Genomic DNA, 18,945 nt, shown 5'->3' on the forward strand with positions numbered 1-18,945 from the left:
CTGCGAAAGAGGGTCTTTTTCTAAAAAGACTAGGCTTTCTTGATTTGTTCTTCAGCAAGGAAGAACCAAGTATCAAGTACTGAGTCAGGGTTAAGTGACACAGATTCAATACCTTGTTCCATGAGCCATTTAGCAAGGTCAGGGTGATCCGAAGGGCCTTGACCACAAATACCAACGTATTTTCCTGCTTTACGGCAAGCATGAATTGCCATAGACAGAAGTGCTTTAACTGCTGGGTCACGTTCGTCAAATAAGTGAGATACGATACCAGAGTCACGGTCAAGACCGAGTGTTAATTGTGTTAAGTCATTTGAACCGATAGAGAAACCATCGAAGTGTTCAAGGAACTGTTCCGCCAATAATGCATTGGTTGGAAGTTCACACATCATGATAACTTTAAGGCCATTCTCACCACGTTTCAAACCATTCTGAGCAAGAAGCTCGATTACACGTTTTGCTTCAGAAACTGTACGTACGAATGGGATCATGATTTGGATATTGGTTAAACCCATTTCATCACGTGCTTTTTTCAAGGCACGGCATTCAAGTTCGAAACAGTCACGGAAGTTATCAGAAACATAACGGCTTGCACCACGGAAGCCCAACATTGGGTTTTCTTCTTCTGGCTCGTATAACTTACCACCAATTAAGTTTGCATATTCATTTGACTTGAAGTCAGACATACGCACGATCACTGGTTTTCCTGCAAATGCAGCAGCAAGTGTTGAAATACCTTCAACTAACTTTTCCACGTAAAATTCGATTGGAGAAGAGTAGCCTGCGGTACGTGCCATAACTGCAGCACGAGTTTCACGCGGTAAGCTTTCAATATTTAATAATGCTTTTGGATGCACACCAATCATTCGATTGATGATGAACTCAAGACGTGCAAGGCCAATCCCTTCATTTGGAATTTGAGCGAAGTCAAAAGCACGGTCAGGGTTGCCGACGTTCATCATAATTTTAAACGGTAGCGATGGCATTGAATGAATAGAATTACGTTGAACTTCAAAGTCTAACGCACCTTCATAAATAAAGCCTGTATCACCTTCAGCACATGAAACAGTCACTTCTTGGCCGTCAGTCAGTACTTCTGTCGCATTACCACAACCCACGATTGCTGGAACACCTAACTCACGCGCAATAATTGCTGCGTGACAGGTACGACCACCACGGTTGGTCACAATTGCAGCAGCGCGCTTCATGACTGGTTCCCAATCTGGGTCAGTCATGTCAGATACAAGTACGTCACCGTCCTGAACCTTATCCATTTCTTTAATCGACGTTACAACACGCACTTTACCTGAACCAATGCGTTGACCGATTGAACGACCTTCACAGATGACAGTACCGCGTTGTTTTAATAAGTAACGTTCCATGGTGCCGACATTTTGACGGCTTTTTACAGTTTCAGGACGTGCTTGAACGATATAGATTTGACCATCATCGCCATCTTTTGCCCATTCGATATCCATCGGTGAGCCATAGTGTTGTTCGATGATTAAGGCTTGTTTTGCCAATTCATGTAATTCGTGATCATTTAATGCAAATTGTTGACGTTCTGGTTTTTCAACATCAACGACAACAACTGATTTACCTGCAGCACCTTCTTCACCATAAATCATTTTTTGGTGTTTAGAGCCGAGGTTGCGGCGTAAAACCGAGTGTTTACCCGCATTTAAAAGCGGTTTAGATAAATAGAATTCATCTGGGTTTACAGCACCTTGAACGACCATTTCGCCCAAACCGTAAGATGCAGTAATAAAGACCACATCACGGAAACCTGATTCTGTATCAAGCGTAAACATAACGCCAGCAGCACCAGTTTCAGAACGAACCATACGTTGTACACCAGCAGAAAGTGCAACAACACTATGTTCAAAGCCTTGGTGTACACGGTAAGCAATCGCTCGGTCATTATAAAGTGAAGCAAAAACTTCTTTAATCGCGATAAGAACGTTATCAATGCCACGGATGTTCAAGAAAGTTTCTTGTTGCCCTGCAAAAGACGCATCTGGTAAATCTTCAGCTGTAGCAGAAGAGCGTACAGCAACAGCGATATCTGGGTTACCGTTTGAAAGTGCAGCAAAAGCTTCACGAATTTCTTGTTCTAATGTCGCGGTAAGCGGAGTTTCAACAATCCAGTTACGGATTTTTGCACCAGTTTCAGCAAGTGCATTTACATCTTCTACATTTAGCTGAACAAGTTCAGCTTGAATACGAGCGTTTAAGCCGCTTTGATCCAAGAACTCACGATAGGCAGCAGCAGTAGTTGCAAAGCCACCAGGTACCGATACACCAGCATTGGATAAATGGCTGATCATTTCACCCAGAGATGAGTTTTTCCCACCTACGAGCTCGACATCGTGTTTTCCTAATTTTTCCAGACCGATTACGCGCGCTTCCAAAGTATTTACTCCACTTTTTTTGCAGTATGAATGACCATCATTGGTATGAAATTATACGAAAGTGCTTAGAATTAGTGTTTTACTAAGCGACAGTCATGTTAGATGAGTTTACTATAAAGATTATAGAGCACTAAGACAAATGTTTGAGGAGAATTTTGATGCCCGAAAGTAAACAAATTAAACGGAGCGTATTTTTTATTTCAGATGGGACCGCAATTACCGCAGAAACCCTTGGACATTCACTACTTGCGCAATTTCCGAACGTTGATTTTGACATCCATATCATGCCTTATATCACGACGGAAGAGGCTGCCATGAACGTGGCTGTAGAGATCAATGCATGCCAGAGTAGAGATGGGTCTTTACCCTTGGTTTTTGATACTTTGGTCGATCCACATGTCCGTGAAATTATCAATACTGCTAAAGCCGTAAATTTGGATGTTTTTGAGGGCTTAATTAGCAAACTAGAACAAGAAATTGGTGTTCCTCCGACAACTTTGGTTGGACAAACTCATGCGGTAACCGATTCTGAATATTATAAAGCGCGTATCGATGCTGTGCATTTTGCACTGGACAATGATGATGGGGCGAGAACACGTCATTATGACAAAGCGGACATTATTTTAATTGGTGTATCACGCTCAGGGAAAACCCCAACCTCAATTTATTTGTCATTACAATTTGGTATTCGTGTTGCAAACTATCCATTGACTGAAGAAGACTTGGATGACAATCGCTTGCCAAAAGTACTGCGGGAACATAAAAACAAGCTGTTTGGTTTGATGATTGATGCTGAACGTTTGGTGGCGATCCGTAACGAACGTAAAGCGAATAGCCGCTATTCAAGTTTCAGCCAGTGTCAAATGGAATTACGTGCGATTGAAGGGATCTATATTTCTGAAGGGATTAAATATTTAAATGTCACGGAAATGTCGATTGAGGAAATCTCAACACGTGTCTTACAAATGACGGGTTTAAAACGTCGTATTGGCTAATCAGGCCTGACTACCTCAGTCATCTAGATGGGGTAGTCTGTCGTTTTTTAGATCATTTTTCTTAAAGAAAGTTTGATAAAGATCGTTAATCTAAAATAAATAATTGATATTAAAAAATAAAGTAAATCTAACTGATCAGTGCTGTAATTGGTGATAATTTTATTGCATTTCTGCTACAATACTGTGATTTAATTCTCACTTTTATTGTTGGTGGTCTATGGCTTTTATTGCAACTGAATATCTTGATAGAAAGAGTTCTGTTTGGAACAGAAGTCTGTGAACTTGGCTATTCCTTTTCACTCTAATTATCAACTGAGTGAGGCCCAACAAAGTATTTTTAACCGTATTCCGAGTCTGGTCTGGCTGCTCTCGGAGTACGGAGATGCGTATTTTTTTAATAGTTTAAGCCAAGAGTATATTGGTTTTAATGACTTAGAACATTTTGCAAAAGACTGGATCGATTTAATCCATTCAGAGGATAGATCAATCTTCCAAAGTGAGTGGCAGCAGGCATTTACCGATAAATCCTCATTTCAAATTGAATGCCGATTAAAACATCAGTCTGGTGCGTATCGATGGTTTTTATTGTCAGCAAAATTTATAACGGCAAATTCAGAGGAAAAAGCGCATTGGTTTATCAATAGCGTTGATATCCATGAAACCAAGCAGTATCAACAAAACTTAGTTCAATGTATTAATGCCCAAACCAACATGTTGGATAATAGTGTTGATTGCATAAAACTATTAGAAGTCGATGGCTCTTTACTGCATGTCAATAAAACTGGGTGTATCGCGCTCAATCTCCCTCAAAGCCAAAATAGCTTTGGCATGAAGTGGGCTGAGCTGTTACCTGTGGAAATAAGATCCAAGGCGAGTTATGCCTTAAAAACGGCACTCAAAGGTAAGGCTGCACGTTTTCGTGGGATGAGTGGTGAAGGGAATGAAAGACAATATTGGGATAATTTACTCACGCCGATATTGAATGATAAGGGCCAGACCGTGCAGGTTTTGTGTCTGTCTCGTGATGTGACCACACAACGACAAACTGAAATTCAATTACAGCTTTCGAGTGAGTTGGACGATTTAACAGGATTATATAACCGTCGTTTCTTCAAATTACAACTCAAGCGCGCGCTACATCGACATAAAAAAGACAAGAAGTTACTCGGCTTGATGTTGCTGGATTTAGATTACTTTAAACATGTTAATGATACGCTTGGTCATGCAGCTGGAGATCATCTACTCCGTGTTCTGTCTAAGCGAATAGAAAACACTTTGCCTGAACATACTTTTGTCGCTCGTTTAGGGGGTGATGAGTTTGCTATTGTTGTCAATGGAATTGAGACCCAAGGAGAGCTTGAAAAAATAGCCGTGGATGTTAGTCGACTGTTAGAAGCTCCGATTACCTATGCTGGTAATTTGATTAATGGCAGTATGAGTATTGGTTGCGCGATTTATCCTCGAGATGCTAAAGATTCAGCCAATTTAATGAAATGTGCAGATACTGCGCTCAATGATTTGAAAGCAACAGGGCGTGGCGGTTTTCGTATGTTTAATCAGCAGATGCAAGTTGCAGCTCAAAACATTGCGATTCAATTAAATGATGCGCGCCATATTATTCGTGATGACCTTATCGTCCCATTTTACCAGCCGAAAGTGCGTTTAGCGGATGCGAAGGTGGTTGGTTTTGAAGCATTGTTGCGTTGGCAAACGGTTGATCAACATATTCATTCACCTTGTAATATTGAACAAGCATTTCAAGACTATATTCTGGCAACAAAAATTAGTGATGCAATGCAGAATAAAGTTTTTAAAAATATTGCAGCCTGGATAGCACAAGGATTTGACGTCGTTCCAGTATCAATCAATGCAGCACCAGTTGAGTTTCTCAAAGACAATTATGCTGAGCGTTTACTCCACCGTTTAAACGCCTACAACATTCCACATCATTTAGTAGAAATAGAAATTACTGAACATATCTTGGATGATCGTGGTTCTGACTATGTGATACGAGCATTAAATTTATTGAAACAACAAGGCGTTAAAATATCATTGGATGACTTTGGTACGGGGCATTCTTCTTTAACCCGTTTGCGGGACTATCCAGTAGACTGTTTAAAAATTGACTGTGATTTTATTCGTCAAATGAATGATGATGAGGCAATTTTAGCCATTGTACAGGCGATCATCGCTTTGGGACCAAAACTGTCATTGGATATTGTTGCGGAAGGTATTGAGAACACAGAACAATTAGAACTCTTAAAATCTTCTGGATGCTCAATCGGACAGGGCTATTTATTTAGTCGGGCTGTAAACGCAGAACAAGCGACAGAGATGCTCCAAGCTGGAATTTAAATGGATGGTGAATCTACAAGGCTGATTGGGAAATGAACCTTGTAGACTCAAGCCAAAGATTTAGCTGTTTTTAATATCCATCAATAAACTGAAGTTATCTAAGCGTTTTTGCGTATCGTAAATATCACAGGTGAAGATAAATTCATCGACATCATATTGTGCTGCAATTTTATTTAAGCCGGCTTTGACGGTTTCTTGAGAACCAATTTGTGCCATCGCATAAAAATTCTGAATTGCCACTTGTTCAGCACTCGATGCTAGACCTTCAGTTGAATCAATTGGTGGTTTAAGCTTTAAGCTATGACCGCGGATCAGATTCAAAATACGCTGATATGAACTGGTTGCCAGATATTGAGCTTCTTCATCGCTTGCAGCAACGACTGTTGGGACACCCATTGAAACATAGGGTTTATCGAGGTATTCCGAAGCTTGGAAGTTATCACGATAGATCTCAATAGCTTGACCTAACATTCGTGGTGCAAAATGAGAGGCAAAAGAATAAGGCAGTCCAAGTTTTGCGGCCAATTGTGCGCTAAATAAACTTGAGCCGAGTAACCAAACAGGCACATGGGTATTTTGACCAGGAGTGGCGATAATTCTCTGATTCGGTTGTGGTGCTTTAAAATATTGCAGAATCTCCATCACATCTTGAGGGAATTGATCTTCAGTTTCCTGACGGCCGCGGCGTAAGGCACGCATTGTCATTTGATCGGTACCTGGTGCACGACCCAAACCGAGTTCAAAACGATTTGGGTAGAGTGTGGCTAGCGTTCCAAACTGTTCTGCAACCACCAATGGTGCATGGTTTGGCAGCATGATACCGCCTGAACCCAAACGGATATGCTGCGTGTTTGCAGCAATAAATCCGAGTAAAACTGCCGTTGCTGAACTGGCAATCCCATCCATATTATGATGTTCAGCCAACCAAAAACGCTCGTAACCTAATTTTTCCGCATGTTGTGCGAGTTCTAGTGCATGGCGGAGAGAAAACTCGATACTCTTGTCATCTCGAACAGGAGCGAGTTCTAGGATAGAGAATTTTATATCTTGTAGTGATTTCATCATGGTGTCTCAAAACTATATATCGAAATAATACGATATAAGTTTAGCTTTGTATATCGTTTTACATCGATATATTGTTTTGATCAAACAAAAAAGCGCCCGAGGGCGCTAAAGGGGTAAAACGTTTTGATTTGATTAACGATGTTTGTACCAGCCACGATGGCGACCATTGTCATGACGATAGCTTTCACGAGAATTGTAATAGCGACGATCATCATAAGAACGACGGTTATCGTAACGACGGTCATAGCGGCGATCATCATAACGTCGATCAGCATCGCGGTCCTGACCCACTTTTTGACCTAAAGCTGCACCACCAGCTGCACCGAGTGCCGCACCAATATAACCACCATTGCTTCCGCCCATATTACGGCCAACGGTATAACCACCCACACCACCTAAACCACCACCAATAGCAGCTTCAGTACGGTCACGTCGATTACTCGATGCAGCTGCACCGCCAGCACCACCGATTGCGGAGCCAATCATTGCACCAGTATCACCACCCAGTTGTTTTCCTAAGGCGGTACCAACCACACTTCCTAGAGCAGAGGTTGCTGCTACACGTGTTGTATTATCTGCATGTGCAACGGTCATCATTGAAGAGGTTGTTAAGATAACGCTACATAACCACATATTTGATTTCATGGTGAAACTCCTTATCCATTCTTTTGGACAATATTCTTTTTGCTTGGGACAAATGTAACAAGACTTGTGAGTGAAAATATGGAGCGCAATACCTAGATTGAGAGTGTTTGACGAGGGTTTTGTTGGTGTTCTATAACAAATGAAGAGATTGTGAATAAATTATAAAAATAAAGAATGAATAGGCAACGAGCAACAGCCTGCGTTGTAATCGAGTACAATGGCCGTAGTTTAGCTTAGGAATTATTTATGCTGCTGGAAAAAATTTTGCAATCACAAGGCTTTGGTTCACGTAAGTATTGTCAGCAGTTAATTAAAAATGGTTCTGTTCAGATTGATAAACAGGTCTGTGATAACCCGAAACAGAATATCAATACCGATCAACTGGTTTTTGAAGTATTTGGTGAAGAGTATCAATTTCGAGAGCATGTTTATATTGTTTTAAATAAACCGCAAGGCTATGAATGTTCGCATCAGGCGACACATCATAAAAGTGTATTCAGTCTTTTTCCTGAAATTCTACTACATCGTGGGATTCAATGCGTGGGCCGTCTAGATCAAGATACCACAGGCCTATTATTGCTGACCGATGATGGACAATATCTACAGGCATTAACACATCCACGTAAACATGTACCCAAAGTTTATCATGTGACCACAGCAGATCCAGTTACAGCTGAACAGCAATATGGCTTAGAGCAAGGTGTCGAACTGCGTAATGAAAAAGGCATCTATGCAGCCACTGATGTGCGATTATTCTCAGAACATCAAATTGCAATGACCATTCATCAAGGTGTTTACCATCAAGTGAAACGCATGCTGGCAGCTGTTGGAAATAAAGTTGAAGTCTTACATCGACATCAGGTGGGTTTACTCGAACTTCCTGAGTTGAAGGAAGGTGAATGGACCTATTTAACTCCTTCGCAGAAGCAGCTAAGTCAGAATATCGCTTTAGATGAATGATTACTTTAAAAAACAATGAAAGGTTTTGAACTCACTGTCTTGAATAAAGCCCATTTGTTCATATAGACGGTGAGATTGATAATTATTTTTTTGTGTTTCTAGGCTGATACGTTGTGCATTCTCATGTCGTGCGAATAAGATCGCGGTATCAATCAGTTGTTTAGCGGAACCTTGTTTTCGATAAGAGGGAGTGACATAGACATCATCGAGAATATAGTAGGTTTCACAAGCCACAGAGGAAAAGGCAAGGTAGAGTAATACAAAGCCTGTAAATACATCATCTTTTACATGAATAAAAATGACACTGTCTTTATTGTCGAAGCGATGTTTTAAAAATTGATGCGATTGTTCAATATTTGAGGATGCACCGTAGAACTGACGGTATTCGTCAAACAAGACAGCAAGTTGATGAAGATCTTCCTTTGTTGCTCGCTTAACAATCATTCCTGTCCATCCTTACACTTATTCATTTTATTAGGACTGTCAGGATAGCGAAAAAAATTCAGCTTAAAAAATAAAAACTTGTTTATAAATGCAACATTGTTAAGTTTTGTCACTTTCGCCGAGAAGTGCATTTAACTCTTCAAACAGGTCTTCATGATCATCTTCAATTTCGACAGAAGATGGATTTTCAGTACTGGCTGCGGCTTTTGATTTACGCAGTTTTAGTAGCTGTTCCATGTTGATGTTTTGATTTTCAATTGCAAACGGAATCGACTTGGTGAGTACCACTTGTTTAAAGAAAAGACGAACGGCTTGAGCAGGGGAGATACCCAACTGTTTAAACACTGCAAAAGCTTGCTTCTTTTCCTGTGAATCGAGGCGAACCTGATAAACTTCTGTTTTTCGCATGAAGAATAAGACCAAATATTTTTAGTTATCGTCATGTATTTTAAACCATTGCAATGTAATTTCAATATTTTTGAAGTGAAAAAATAGAATTTTTGTCATTACGTTGTGTTGGCAATGCAAGTTCAAAGTTGGAACTAAAGCGCATTTCCCGATGTGAAATGGGGTCAATAAAGTAAATTTCTTTGGCAAGTAGCTGCAATGGCTGGCTAAAATCATCCTCTGCTTTATGTTCAATATGTGGATAAAAAGAATCGTTAAGTATCGGAATATTCAGATAATTTAAATGCACACGTAATTGGTGCTGCTTTCCTGTTTTGGGACTAAGTTTATATTTAGCATGTTGTTGGTCATGCATTAACAGTTCAATTAAAGTCTCAGTATTATTGGGTTTTTCGGCATTGATTTGCATTGTATAAAAAGGCTGACCTTTTTCTAAATGTAGCTGCAAAATTTGCGGAAAATCCAGTTCAGATCGATATTTTGCAATGGCATGATAGGTTTTTTGCACTTTTCGTTCGGCAAAAAGCTGCTGATATGCTCCTCTAGAGACGGCTTTTTTACAGAATAAAACCACACCTGCTGTTTCTCGATCAAGTCGATGGATGGGGGTGAGATCTTCGTAGCCAGTTTGGTTTTTCAGTCTGACCAAGAGGGTTTCTTGTACGTATTGTCCCGTTGGTGTCATGGTCAAAAAGTGTGGTTTATCGACGACAAGTAAATCATCATTTTCAAATAGGATTTCATGTTGAAATGGAACATGCACTTCATGTGCGAGAAAACGATAATAAAAAATATGAGTATTGGCTGTATAGCGGCTTTCTACTGTGAGCTTGGTGCCATCCGCCGCATAAATCAGCTCATCTGCAAAACGCTGTTGCCATTCGCTAACTTGAATATGTGGAAAATGTTGGCAGAGATAATCAAAAATGGTCGATGCAGAAACGTCATGAGGCAAAAAAACTTTACTGGCACTGACACCATTAATGAGCGGAGGCGTAAATTCAATGATTGATGACATACAGCGATATCGACTCGGTATAAACGATGTAAAAAAAGCCAGTTTAAAAGGAGTTTATTAGGCTTTAAAGCAGGGCAATGTTATCATAGCTGACATCCCAATTATGTTTTATTTGCCATGTCGTATTCAGTGAAATTTACTTTAAATCATGAACAAGACACTCAGCGTTTTGCACATATCCTTTCTGAACAGGTGCGCTCTGGCATTATTTATTTAATTGGTGATTTAGGTGCTGGAAAAACTACTTTTACTCGTTATTTCTTACAACATCTAGGGCATCAAGGTTCAGTAAAAAGCCCGACTTATACCTTGGTTGAGCCTTATTCACTCCAGGGTAAAGAAATTTTTCACTTCGATTTATATCGTCTAGATGACCCTTATGAATTAGAGCTGATGGGCATCCGTGATTATTTAGAAACGCCTGATGCTTTATTTTTGTTTGAATGGCCATCGAAAGGTGGAGATGAAATTCCAAAACCTGATGTGGTGATTGATATTCAAAAATCGGATGATGAGTTGACACGCTTTGTCACGCTAAGCACTGAATCTGAATCTTTATCTCAAATTTTGCAGGAACAATTGAATGGCGCATGATTCAACTCGTCGTATTCATACCCTTGATGCTGCCTTAGCCAACCAGATTGCGGCAGGTGAGGTAATTGAACGTCCATCCTCTGTGGTCAAAGAATTATTAGAAAACTCAATTGATGCAGGTGCAACTGAGCTGATTATCCGTGTTGCGCAGGGTGGTTCAACGCTAATTGAAATCATTGATAACGGTAATGGTATTCATGCAGAAGATTTACCTTTAGCGGTGATGCGTCATGCCACCAGCAAAATCCAAACTGCTGATGACTTACATGCGATTGTGAGTCTGGGATTCCGAGGAGAGGCTTTAGCATCAATTGCAGCCGTATCGCGCTTAACTCTGACCAGTAGTCAGGATGAGCAAGGTATCGGCTATCAAGTTGAAGTGAATGGTACGGCTTTTGATCATCAACAAATTCAGGCTGTCGCCGCACAAAAAGGCACACACATTCGTGTACAGGATTTATTTTTTAATGTGCCTGCACGTCGTAAATTTTTAAAAAAACCAACTACTGAATTTAATCATATTGAAGAAATTGTTCGCCGTCTGGCTTTAACCCATTTCGATATTCGTTTTGTGCTAGAACATAACGATAATATTCGCTTAAACCTGCCTGTCGCTGACAGTGGTGAATTACGCTATCAGCGCGTGCAACAGTTATTGGGTCAGCAATTTATCCAAAATGCGTACTGGATTGATTCAGACAGTATCAATATGCGCTTATCTGGCTGGCTGGGACATCCTTCCGATGCGCGTGCACAAGCTGACATGCAATATGTGTATGTGAATGGTCGTATTGTCAAAGATAAAACCATTTCACATGCGTTGCGTATGGCCTATGACGGAATTTTGCATGGTCATCAACATTCTTCCTATTTGTTATTTTTAGAAGTTGATCCTGAAAATATCGATGTCAATGTGCATCCGACCAAGCATGAAATCCGCTTTTTAAACCAGCGTGAAGTGCATGAATTTGTACGTCACTATGCTAAAGCAACCTTGTCTCAATTTCAGACGGCGAGTGCCGATTTAGCACAGGCAATGAAAACAGATGAGGCGGATGATAATTTTAATTATCAACCACAGCCAAAATACCAAGAACAATTCAATTTACATCGTGCGGCGATAGAAGCAGAACCGCAATCAAATCAACCTGCTGAAGTATCGACAGATTTGTTGACTGAATTTAATCAAAGTCGACCACAAGCTGTGCAATACAATTCATCGCAAGCTCAGCAGCCTAGATATAATGGTTCTGCGCAGTTGAATAATGCACTCAAAAGTTATTTAGCACCTTTACGTGAAGATGCAGAAGATGGAAATGATCAAGCTCCATCCCGAGTGGATGAGTTTCCACTCGGGATTGCGATTGCGCAACTGCATGGGATTTATATTCTGGCTCAAAATACTGAAGGCCTGATTATTGTCGATATGCATGCGGCACATGAACGTATTTTGCTGCAGCAAATGAAGTCCGCATGGGATAAACCTGAGTTTTGGACGTCTCAGCAGTTATTGATTCCAAAAATTGTATCTATCACACGCATGCAAGCGACACGTATCGAAGATTTACAATCACAATTGCAACGGCTCGGCTTAGAGGTCGATCAATATGGTGATGATCAAGTGATTGTGCGTGGTGTCCCTGCGATTTTGCATAAGGCTGATTTTGGCAATCTTATTCCAGAACTACTGAATGATCTTGATCCAAATGATGAAGCGAGAGGTTTATTGCAAAAACGTGATGAATTGCTCGCTGGGATGGCTTGCCATGGTGCTGTGCGTGCGCATCGTCAGTTAAGTTTATCGGAAATGAATGCTTTATTGCGTCAAATGGAACAAACTGAGTTTGCCAGCCAATGTAATCATGGGCGTCCAACTTGGCGTGCGTTTCCACTCCATCAATTAGATAAATTATTTGCTCGAGGAGAGTAGTTTTACATGTCAAATCAATTGCCCGTCATCAATTTAATGGGGCCTACCGCAAGCGGTAAAACAGCATTGGCATGTGAACTTTATGAGCGTGGAAATTGCGAACTGATTTCAGTCGATTCAGCTTTAGTTTATAAAGATATGGATATCGGTACAGCGAAGCCAACCAAAGCAGAACAAGAGCAATATCCACATCATTTGATTGATATTATTACACCTTTAGAGGTGTATTCGGCAGCACAATTTGTTGAAGATGTTTGCCCATTGATTGATGATATGCATGCCCGTGGCAAAACCCCAATCTTGGTGGGCGGAACCATGTTGTACTTTAAAGCCTTACTTGAAGGTTTGGCAAGTAATTTACCCAATGCGGATCAAACGATACGTGATGCCATTCTTCAGAAAGCTGAACAACAGGGGTGGCAATCTGTCTACGAAGAGTTGGTTGAGGTAGATCCTGTTGCAGGAGAAAAGTTTAAAGTATCGGATAAGCAGCGCATCATTCGTGCGCTTGAAGTATTTCGAATCACAGGTGAACCGATAACAAAACTACAAGCTGAACAACCTAAAAATCAACCATATCGTTACATATTTCATAACTACGCATTAATGCCAGATCGTTTAGAATTACATCAACGCATTGAGCAAAGATTGAGCAAAATGTGGATTATTGGTTTTTTGAATGAAGTAGAGGAATTGATTAAAAAATACGATTTAAATGATGATTTACCGTCTATGCGGTCTGTTGGTTATCGTCAAGCTTTAGATTTTTTACTAAAAAGTGACTTAAGTCTCAAAAATAAAGTAGAAATGGAGAACAAAGCCCTTTTTGCGACGAGGCAATTAGCTAAACGTCAATACACATGGTTACGTTCTTTGCAAGAAATACACGATTTTAAAACTTACGTGACGATAAAGCAGGCGAAAGAAGACTTGCGAAACTTCTTTGGATAAAGCAAAATTCGCAGGCTGTCTTTTTATAATTTTTAGTTGAAAAATAAAGATAGTTTTTTTGCGCTGATTTAAAAATTTTTTGGAGTTAAAAATGTCTAAAGGTCAAACTTTACAAGATCCGTTCTTAAATTCTCTCCGTAAAGAACGTATTCCAGTTTCTATTTTCCTTGTAAACGGTATCAAATTGCAGGGTCATATTGAGTCATTTGACCAATATGTTGTTTTGTTGAAAAACACTGTAAGTCAAATGGTTTATAAACACGCGATTTCTACAGTTGTTCCTGCGCGTAACCCACGTCCTGCTGGTGCTCAAGGTACTGCTGGTGGCTTCCCTGCACAAGGCGCTACTGGTGGCTTCGGTGGTCAAGGCGCTGCTGGTGGCTTCGGTGGTCAAGGTGGCGGCTTCGGTGGTCAAGGTGGCTTCGGTGGTCAAGGTGGCTTCGGTGGTCAAGGTGGCTTTGGTCATCAAGGTGGCTTCGATGGCGAAACTAAATTCGAAGATGGTCAAGAAGACGAAAACAATCGTTAATTGATTGATGATCTTTAAGAAAATGCCAGTCTCACGCTAGACTGGCATTTTTTTGTCTATTAAAAAGCTAGAATAAATACTATGGAAATGATTGTTGCTGCGGCATGTTGTAGTGTATTGGTCTCAATTTTGCTGAAATACTTAAAGGCAAAGGGATTTGATGTTTTTCAAATGATTGCGTGGAATTATTTGAGCGCAAGCCTTTTATGTTTTTATTGGTTTAAAACCGATATTACGCATATCTCTTTGAATCATACCCCTTGGTGGTTAATTCTTATTTTAGCAGTGTTATTGCCCAGCATATTTTTATGTTTGGCGAAGTCTTTGCAATTTGCAGGTATCCTTAAAACGGAAATTGCTCAGCGGCTTGCAGTCATACTGTCGTTATTAGCTGCCTATTTTATTTTTGGGGAGCAGTTTAGCCAATTAAAACTAATTGGCGTCGTACTGGGCATCATTGCGATTTTAGCGATTATTATCGGACAGGCCACAGAGCAGGCAAGTAAAGGCATGAATTTAAAATCAGCCTTGTTTTTGTTTAGTGTTTGGGCGGGTTATGCTGCTGTAGATATATTACTTAAATATAGTAGTAGTTTAGGTTTGCAGTTTGCAGTTACATTGAATTTAACGTTTATTGCAGCCTTTATTTTATCCATCGCTTATATCGCAATTACTCAACCCAATTGGCAGCCTAAAAATATTTTTACAGGTTTATTTTTAGGTGTACTCAATTTTGCCAATATTGCCTTATATGTCAAAGCACATATGATTTTCAAAGAAACGCCAGCCATTGTTTTTGCGGGTATGAATATCCTTGTCGTGGTACTTGGCGTTCTGAGTGGTGTCGTATTATTTAAAGAACGCTTAAAAGCTTATACCTGGATTGGATTGATCTGTGGCGTGGTTGCAGTCCTATGTTTGGCCAAAGCAATGATGTAAAGCGATTTGGTTAAATTTGATGGAAGTAAAATTATGACTGGTAAGAGACTGAGTAAAGAAGAGCGTAGACAACAATTATTGCAGGTGGCCCGTTCAATTATTCGAACTCAGGGTGTAGAAGCCCTAACTCTGGGATATTTAGCAGAGCAAGCTGGTATTACTAAGCCAATTGCATATCGACATTTTATTGACCGTGAAGGGTTACTGATTGCGATTTATCAGGAGTTTGATGATAAACAGACTGGAGAGCTTAATCGGTCTTTAGCTGCCGAAGCAAAAACCTTACAGCAAACCATTCATATTTTTTGCGATGCTTATTTAAGTTGTTTTATCTCAACGGGTCCAGAGGTTGGATTGGTCATTGCTGCTTTGTCTGGTAGTGATATCTTGCAAAACTATTTTCAGCAATGTCAGCAAAAATTCACAGAAATTTTTAAACAAAGCATCCATCCATTTATTCAATTGGATGGAAAAGAGGGTGAGGCGATCGTGATCGCGATCATGGGCTTGATTGAAACGGTATCGACAGCAGCAAGTAAAAATCAAATTGATGCACTGACTGCACAGCAGGTGATGGAAAATTCACTTTTAGTTATTTTACAAGATTATTCAGCGATCTAAATATAGGCAGCAAAAACCGAGTTGACAGCATAAGTTACTATTGGTAACTTGTGTGAATCATCTATTCGGAATGGATCTATGTCTAATTCAAATAAACTTCAGCATGCTTTGATTGTTATAACGCATCCAGATACCCAATCACTTTCTCATCAGATTGCACAGCATATTTCTTATGATTTAACTGAAAAGGGAGTTTCAGTAGAAATTGCCGATTTATATAAGGAAGGTTTTCAAGCAGTAATGACGCTTTCTGATATTGAAGCTTATCGTGGTCGTCAAGCTTTGGATGCAGATGTTCAATTTGAACAAGCACGATTTGATCGCGCGGATGTTGTCTATTTTATTTTTCCTGTCTATTGGTGGTCGGTTCCAGCTTTCTTAAAAGGTTGGTTTGAACGTGTATTTAGTCAGGACTGGGCCTATAAATATGATGAACAGGGCAATCTATTGGGTACTCTAAAAAATATTCCAGTTAAACTGATTGGGACTGCAACAGGGACGCAATCTGGGTATGATCGGCACGGTTATACACAAGCGATTCACAAACAAATCGTGGAAGGTATTTTTGCCTATTGTGGGATCGATGATGTTCAAACCTCAATGCTATTTAAAGCAGATTTTATTCAGGCCGATGATCTGAAGGTCTTTTTTGAAGAATTAGACCAGATGGTTTTAAGTCAATCTCAAATCCATACGAATGCATAATGCTAAGCCCTAATAATAAGATGTAATTGGTCATTATTAGGGCAATTATTCAATAAATACTTTTATAGACGAGTAAAAACCACTTCATCTGGTAGTCGTGATTTTGGCAGTTTGGCATTGAAATCACTGTCACTACGATAACCGAGTGCAACAATCACAGAAGCTTTTAAGCCTTTTTCAGTCAAACCAAATTCTTTATTAATGAGTTCTCTATCAAACCCTTCCATAGGTGTTGCGTCGATTCCTTCTAGACCCGCAGCAAAAAGCAGTTGTCCAAGTGCAAGGTAGGTTTGGTTTTCCATCCATGCAGGAAGATTTTTCAGTTCATTACGATAGAATTCAACATAACCAGAACGGGTGGCACGTTGTCCTTGTTTGGCAGTTTCATCTTTAAAACGGCCACTGGCATCATCTTGCTGTAATAATTGTTCTAAGTATTCAGCAGAAATATCAGTACGTGTGCAAAATACTAAGGTATGTGAAGAATTGAGAACTTTGGCCGCGTTATACACATAATTGCCAGTCAATGCCGATGCGATACGCTGCTTTGCTTGATCAGATTCAGCAACCAAGAAGTGCCAAGGTTGAATATTTACCGAAGAAGGGCTGAAACGTAAAATTTCGAGTAGTTTTTCAAATTGTGCTTGAGGAATTTTTTTCTCTGCATCATAAGATTTTGTGGCATAACGTGTTTTTGCTGTAGCTAAAGTATCCATCCGTCATTTACTCGATTTTAAAATTTAATTTATTTTACTTGATCTAAATTTCACGAAAAGTAGCTAAATGTGATTTCTATATAGATTTAAGTCGTATATGAGCTTTATCAGAGCGACTAAAGCTCTGATAAAGCGCAAGGAGATAAGCGACCGAAGGTTTAGCGAAGTGCAAACAAATGTTTTATAAAAATATTCAGAAATGAAGAAATAGATTAGTGCAGCTATTAAAAAATGATCAATAGAACCACTGTTTAAAATCTAATTGATAGTTTTCTTGTGGGCTGAGTTCTAAGATCCAAGCTGAATCTGCTCGCCAATCTCCCAAAACAATACGCTGTTTGTTAAGGATATGGTGAATCTCTGGACGATGGGTGTGACCGTGAATTAAATAATCAACGTGTTCGATCACGGATTCTACGGCTTGAGCATTAACATCCATAATGTCATAGCTTTTCAGTTGTTTGGTTTCGCTACTTTTTTTACGAAAACCATTGGCCAGTTTTTGTCTAAAGCTGAGGGGTAAGCTTTTTAGAAAGCCAAGTAATAGAGGATTTCGAATCACTTTACGAAAACGTTGATAAGCAACATCATCGGTACAGAGTGCATCGCCATGTTCCAGTCGGAATGTATGCTGCTGAATATTTAGGGTATAAACGTCAGGTAATAAAATCCCATCGAATTGCTTTAAGAATTTTTGACCTAAGGCAAAATCGCGATTACCCACTTGGAAATAAACTTGGTTGTTCGCTGCGGTAAATTTTTGCAAAGCACCGACAATTTCATCTAACCATGGGGCAGTGTAATCATCCCCAATCCAGACATTAAACCAATCACCCAAAATATAGAGTTGCGTGTTTTTATCCTGATATTGTTTCAATAAAGCTAAAAACCCTCGAACGAGTCGAGGGTGATCAGGTGACAAATGTAGATCTGAGATAAACAGGTAGGTCACACTTTTATCCTATTTTATAATCCCTCCCAATCTCCCTTTACAAAGGGAGGAGTTCCCCTCTTTTAAAGAGGGGTTAGGGGAGATTTTTATTCAGAAATAATTTTAGCAGATTCAATTACAACGTTCTCTAAAGGAACGTCTGCGTGATAACCACGGTTACCTGTACGTACGCCTTTGATCGCTTCTACGATATCAAGACCTTCAACCACTTTACCAAATACTGCATAACCCCAGCCTTGTGCTGTTTTACCAGTATGGTTTAAGAAAGAGTTGTTTTTAACATTGATAAAGAATTGAGCAGATGCAGAGTGCGGAGCTTGAGTACGCGCCATTGCAATTGTGCCTTCATCGTTGCTTAAGCCGTTGTCAGCTTCATTTTCGATTGAGTCACGTGTTGCTTTTTCTTTGAAGTTTTCATCCATGCCACCGCCTTGGATCATAAAACCATCAATCACGCGGTGGAAAATTACGCCGTCATAGAAACCGTCACGTACATATTCTAAGAAATTTGCAACCGTTTTTGGTGCTTTTTCAGCGTTAAGCTCAAGAACAATACGACCTTTGTTGGTGTTTAATTCGACTTGAGGAAAACTCATTACATTAATCTCCTAAACATGGGCAAATTGACCATGGGTTTTTGGTTGAGAGAAGCATAAGCAAACTGTAAACTACAAGGCAAGTAAAAAACGTTAAAATCTTTCATAAATAGC

Annotated in this window: 19 protein-coding genes; 10 read left to right on the plus strand and 9 right to left on the minus strand. The window is 39.8% G+C overall.

The genetic code is table 11. From position 1 onward, the window contains the following. Nucleotides 1-29: 29 nt before the first annotated feature. Nucleotides 30-2,408: a phosphoenolpyruvate synthase gene (gene ppsA, locus GBI66_RS08305; protein WP_005152026.1), complete on the minus strand. Its 2,379-nt coding sequence runs from the start codon at nucleotides 2,406-2,408 to the stop codon at nucleotides 30-32. 158 nt (nucleotides 2,409-2,566) lie between these two features. On the opposite strand from ppsA, the gene GBI66_RS08310 reads away from it, so the two are divergent. Both GBI66_RS08310 and GBI66_RS08315 read left to right on the plus strand, forming a co-directional pair. Next, on the plus strand, nucleotides 2,567-3,403 hold the full coding sequence (locus GBI66_RS08310) for a pyruvate, water dikinase regulatory protein (RefSeq protein WP_005152027.1): 837 nt from the start codon (nucleotides 2,567-2,569) through the stop codon (nucleotides 3,401-3,403). A 276-nt stretch (nucleotides 3,404-3,679) separates the two neighbouring features. Next, a complete protein-coding gene (locus GBI66_RS08315; RefSeq protein WP_151715872.1) occupies nucleotides 3,680-5,758 on the plus strand; it encodes an EAL domain-containing protein in 2,079 nt (692 codons plus the stop codon). A gap of 60 nt (nucleotides 5,759-5,818) precedes the next feature. Here the strand turns inward: GBI66_RS08315 and GBI66_RS08320 are convergent, their stop codons facing one another. After that, nucleotides 5,819-6,820 (minus strand): LLM class flavin-dependent oxidoreductase, encoded by a 1,002-nt coding sequence (locus tag GBI66_RS08320; protein ID WP_171494287.1) that lies wholly within the window; start codon nucleotides 6,818-6,820, stop codon nucleotides 5,819-5,821. Between the two features lie 135 nt (nucleotides 6,821-6,955). Next, complete coding sequence (locus GBI66_RS08325) at nucleotides 6,956-7,468, minus strand: glycine zipper 2TM domain-containing protein (protein ID WP_151715754.1); 513 nt, start codon at nucleotides 7,466-7,468, stop codon at nucleotides 6,956-6,958. Nucleotides 7,469-7,714: 246 nt separating this feature from the next. Here GBI66_RS08325 and GBI66_RS08330 point away from each other — a divergent pair, with 246 nt between their 5' ends. Next, nucleotides 7,715-8,428, plus strand: coding sequence for a pseudouridine synthase (locus tag GBI66_RS08330; protein ID WP_151715755.1), 714 nt, complete (start codon nucleotides 7,715-7,717; stop codon nucleotides 8,426-8,428). Here GBI66_RS08330 and GBI66_RS08335 read toward each other — a convergent pair whose 3' ends face one another. The 3 genes from GBI66_RS08335 to GBI66_RS08345 all read right to left on the minus strand — a co-directional run bounded on the left by GBI66_RS08335 (nucleotide 8,429) and on the right by GBI66_RS08345 (nucleotide 10,298). Beyond that, nucleotides 8,429-8,872 carry a GNAT family N-acetyltransferase gene (locus tag GBI66_RS08335; protein WP_151715756.1) on the minus strand — a complete coding sequence of 148 codons (444 nt, stop codon included), beginning with the start codon at nucleotides 8,870-8,872 and terminating at the stop codon, nucleotides 8,429-8,431. A 99-nt stretch (nucleotides 8,873-8,971) separates the two neighbouring features. After that, on the minus strand, nucleotides 8,972-9,280 hold the full coding sequence (locus GBI66_RS08340) for a type II toxin-antitoxin system RelB/DinJ family antitoxin (RefSeq protein ID WP_005152044.1): 309 nt from the start codon (nucleotides 9,278-9,280) through the stop codon (nucleotides 8,972-8,974). 61 nt (nucleotides 9,281-9,341) lie between these two features. Beyond that, complete coding sequence (locus tag GBI66_RS08345; RefSeq protein ID WP_151715757.1) at nucleotides 9,342-10,298, minus strand: pseudouridine synthase; 957 nt, start codon at nucleotides 10,296-10,298, stop codon at nucleotides 9,342-9,344. A gap of 117 nt (nucleotides 10,299-10,415) precedes the next feature. Here GBI66_RS08345 and tsaE point away from each other — a divergent pair, with 117 nt between their 5' ends. The 7 genes from tsaE to GBI66_RS08380 all read left to right on the plus strand — a co-directional run bounded on the left by tsaE (nucleotide 10,416) and on the right by GBI66_RS08380 (nucleotide 16,567). Further along, the gene (gene tsaE, locus GBI66_RS08350) at nucleotides 10,416-10,892 is read left to right on the plus strand and encodes a tRNA (adenosine(37)-N6)-threonylcarbamoyltransferase complex ATPase subunit type 1 TsaE (protein WP_151715758.1); all 477 of its coding nucleotides are present in this window, start codon (nucleotides 10,416-10,418) and stop codon (nucleotides 10,890-10,892) included. Then, nucleotides 10,882-12,822, plus strand: a complete 1,941-nt coding sequence (mutL, locus tag GBI66_RS08355) for a DNA mismatch repair endonuclease MutL (protein ID WP_151715759.1) — start codon at nucleotides 10,882-10,884, stop codon at nucleotides 12,820-12,822. Before tsaE ends, mutL begins: the two co-directional genes overlap by 11 nt. A 6-nt stretch (nucleotides 12,823-12,828) precedes the next feature. After that, entirely contained in the window at nucleotides 12,829-13,773 is a 945-nt protein-coding gene (gene miaA, locus GBI66_RS08360) for a tRNA (adenosine(37)-N6)-dimethylallyltransferase MiaA (RefSeq protein WP_151715760.1), read from the plus strand. A gap of 91 nt (nucleotides 13,774-13,864) precedes the next feature. Continuing rightward, on the plus strand, nucleotides 13,865-14,302 hold the full coding sequence (hfq, locus tag GBI66_RS08365) for an RNA chaperone Hfq (protein WP_151715761.1): 438 nt from the start codon (nucleotides 13,865-13,867) through the stop codon (nucleotides 14,300-14,302). A gap of 81 nt (nucleotides 14,303-14,383) precedes the next feature. Next, the gene (locus tag GBI66_RS08370; protein WP_004806050.1) at nucleotides 14,384-15,241 is read left to right on the plus strand and encodes an EamA family transporter; all 858 of its coding nucleotides are present in this window, start codon (nucleotides 14,384-14,386) and stop codon (nucleotides 15,239-15,241) included. Nucleotides 15,242-15,274: 33 nt separating this feature from the next. Continuing rightward, nucleotides 15,275-15,862, plus strand: coding sequence for a TetR/AcrR family transcriptional regulator (locus GBI66_RS08375; protein WP_151715762.1), 588 nt, complete (start codon nucleotides 15,275-15,277; stop codon nucleotides 15,860-15,862). Between the two features lie 78 nt (nucleotides 15,863-15,940). After that, nucleotides 15,941-16,567 carry an NAD(P)H-dependent oxidoreductase gene (locus GBI66_RS08380; protein WP_151715763.1) on the plus strand — a complete coding sequence of 209 codons (627 nt, stop codon included), beginning with the start codon at nucleotides 15,941-15,943 and terminating at the stop codon, nucleotides 16,565-16,567. Between the two features lie 62 nt (nucleotides 16,568-16,629). Here the strand turns inward: GBI66_RS08380 and nfsB are convergent, their stop codons facing one another. The 3 genes from nfsB to GBI66_RS08395 all read right to left on the minus strand — a co-directional run bounded on the left by nfsB (nucleotide 16,630) and on the right by GBI66_RS08395 (nucleotide 18,831). Then, on the minus strand, nucleotides 16,630-17,283 hold the full coding sequence (gene nfsB, locus GBI66_RS08385) for an oxygen-insensitive NAD(P)H nitroreductase (protein ID WP_151715764.1): 654 nt from the start codon (nucleotides 17,281-17,283) through the stop codon (nucleotides 16,630-16,632). Between the two features lie 235 nt (nucleotides 17,284-17,518). Next, a complete protein-coding gene (locus GBI66_RS08390; protein ID WP_151715765.1) occupies nucleotides 17,519-18,235 on the minus strand; it encodes a UDP-2,3-diacylglucosamine diphosphatase in 717 nt (238 codons plus the stop codon). Nucleotides 18,236-18,321: 86 nt separating this feature from the next. Next, complete coding sequence (locus GBI66_RS08395) at nucleotides 18,322-18,831, minus strand: peptidylprolyl isomerase (RefSeq protein WP_004661403.1); 510 nt, start codon at nucleotides 18,829-18,831, stop codon at nucleotides 18,322-18,324. Between the last annotated feature and the right edge of the window lie 114 nt (nucleotides 18,832-18,945).

Origin of the sequence: Acinetobacter sp. TUM15071, assembly GCF_008980925.1 — a bacterium.
Classification (GTDB): Bacteria; Pseudomonadota; Gammaproteobacteria; order Pseudomonadales; family Moraxellaceae; genus Acinetobacter; species Acinetobacter dispersus.

What these genes read in the sequence shown, in the direction of transcription:
- GBI66_RS08310 (WP_005152027.1), top strand. Translation starts at nt 2,567, where the DNA reads ATGCCCGAAAGTAAACAAATTAAACGGAGCGTATTTTTTATTTCAGAT.
- GBI66_RS08375 (WP_151715762.1), top strand. Translation starts at nt 15,275, where the DNA reads ATGACTGGTAAGAGACTGAGTAAAGAAGAGCGTAGACAACAATTATTG.
- GBI66_RS08345 (WP_151715757.1), bottom strand. Translation starts at nt 10,298, where the DNA reads ATGTCATCAATCATTGAATTTACGCCTCCGCTCATTAATGGTGTCAGT.
- miaA (WP_151715760.1), top strand. Translation starts at nt 12,829, where the DNA reads ATGTCAAATCAATTGCCCGTCATCAATTTAATGGGGCCTACCGCAAGC.
- GBI66_RS08380 (WP_151715763.1), top strand. Translation starts at nt 15,941, where the DNA reads ATGTCTAATTCAAATAAACTTCAGCATGCTTTGATTGTTATAACGCAT.
- GBI66_RS08395 (WP_004661403.1), bottom strand. Translation starts at nt 18,831, where the DNA reads ATGAGTTTTCCTCAAGTCGAATTAAACACCAACAAAGGTCGTATTGTT.
- nfsB (WP_151715764.1), bottom strand. Translation starts at nt 17,283, where the DNA reads ATGGATACTTTAGCTACAGCAAAAACACGTTATGCCACAAAATCTTAT.
- GBI66_RS08325 (WP_151715754.1), bottom strand. Translation starts at nt 7,468, where the DNA reads ATGAAATCAAATATGTGGTTATGTAGCGTTATCTTAACAACCTCTTCA.
- GBI66_RS08330 (WP_151715755.1), top strand. Translation starts at nt 7,715, where the DNA reads ATGCTGCTGGAAAAAATTTTGCAATCACAAGGCTTTGGTTCACGTAAG.
- GBI66_RS08340 (WP_005152044.1), bottom strand. Translation starts at nt 9,280, where the DNA reads ATGCGAAAAACAGAAGTTTATCAGGTTCGCCTCGATTCACAGGAAAAG.
- GBI66_RS08370 (WP_004806050.1), top strand. Translation starts at nt 14,384, where the DNA reads ATGGAAATGATTGTTGCTGCGGCATGTTGTAGTGTATTGGTCTCAATT.
- tsaE (WP_151715758.1), top strand. Translation starts at nt 10,416, where the DNA reads ATGTCGTATTCAGTGAAATTTACTTTAAATCATGAACAAGACACTCAG.
- mutL (WP_151715759.1), top strand. Translation starts at nt 10,882, where the DNA reads ATGGCGCATGATTCAACTCGTCGTATTCATACCCTTGATGCTGCCTTA.
- hfq (WP_151715761.1), top strand. Translation starts at nt 13,865, where the DNA reads ATGTCTAAAGGTCAAACTTTACAAGATCCGTTCTTAAATTCTCTCCGT.
- GBI66_RS08320 (WP_171494287.1), bottom strand. Translation starts at nt 6,820, where the DNA reads ATGAAATCACTACAAGATATAAAATTCTCTATCCTAGAACTCGCTCCT.
- GBI66_RS08335 (WP_151715756.1), bottom strand. Translation starts at nt 8,872, where the DNA reads ATGATTGTTAAGCGAGCAACAAAGGAAGATCTTCATCAACTTGCTGTC.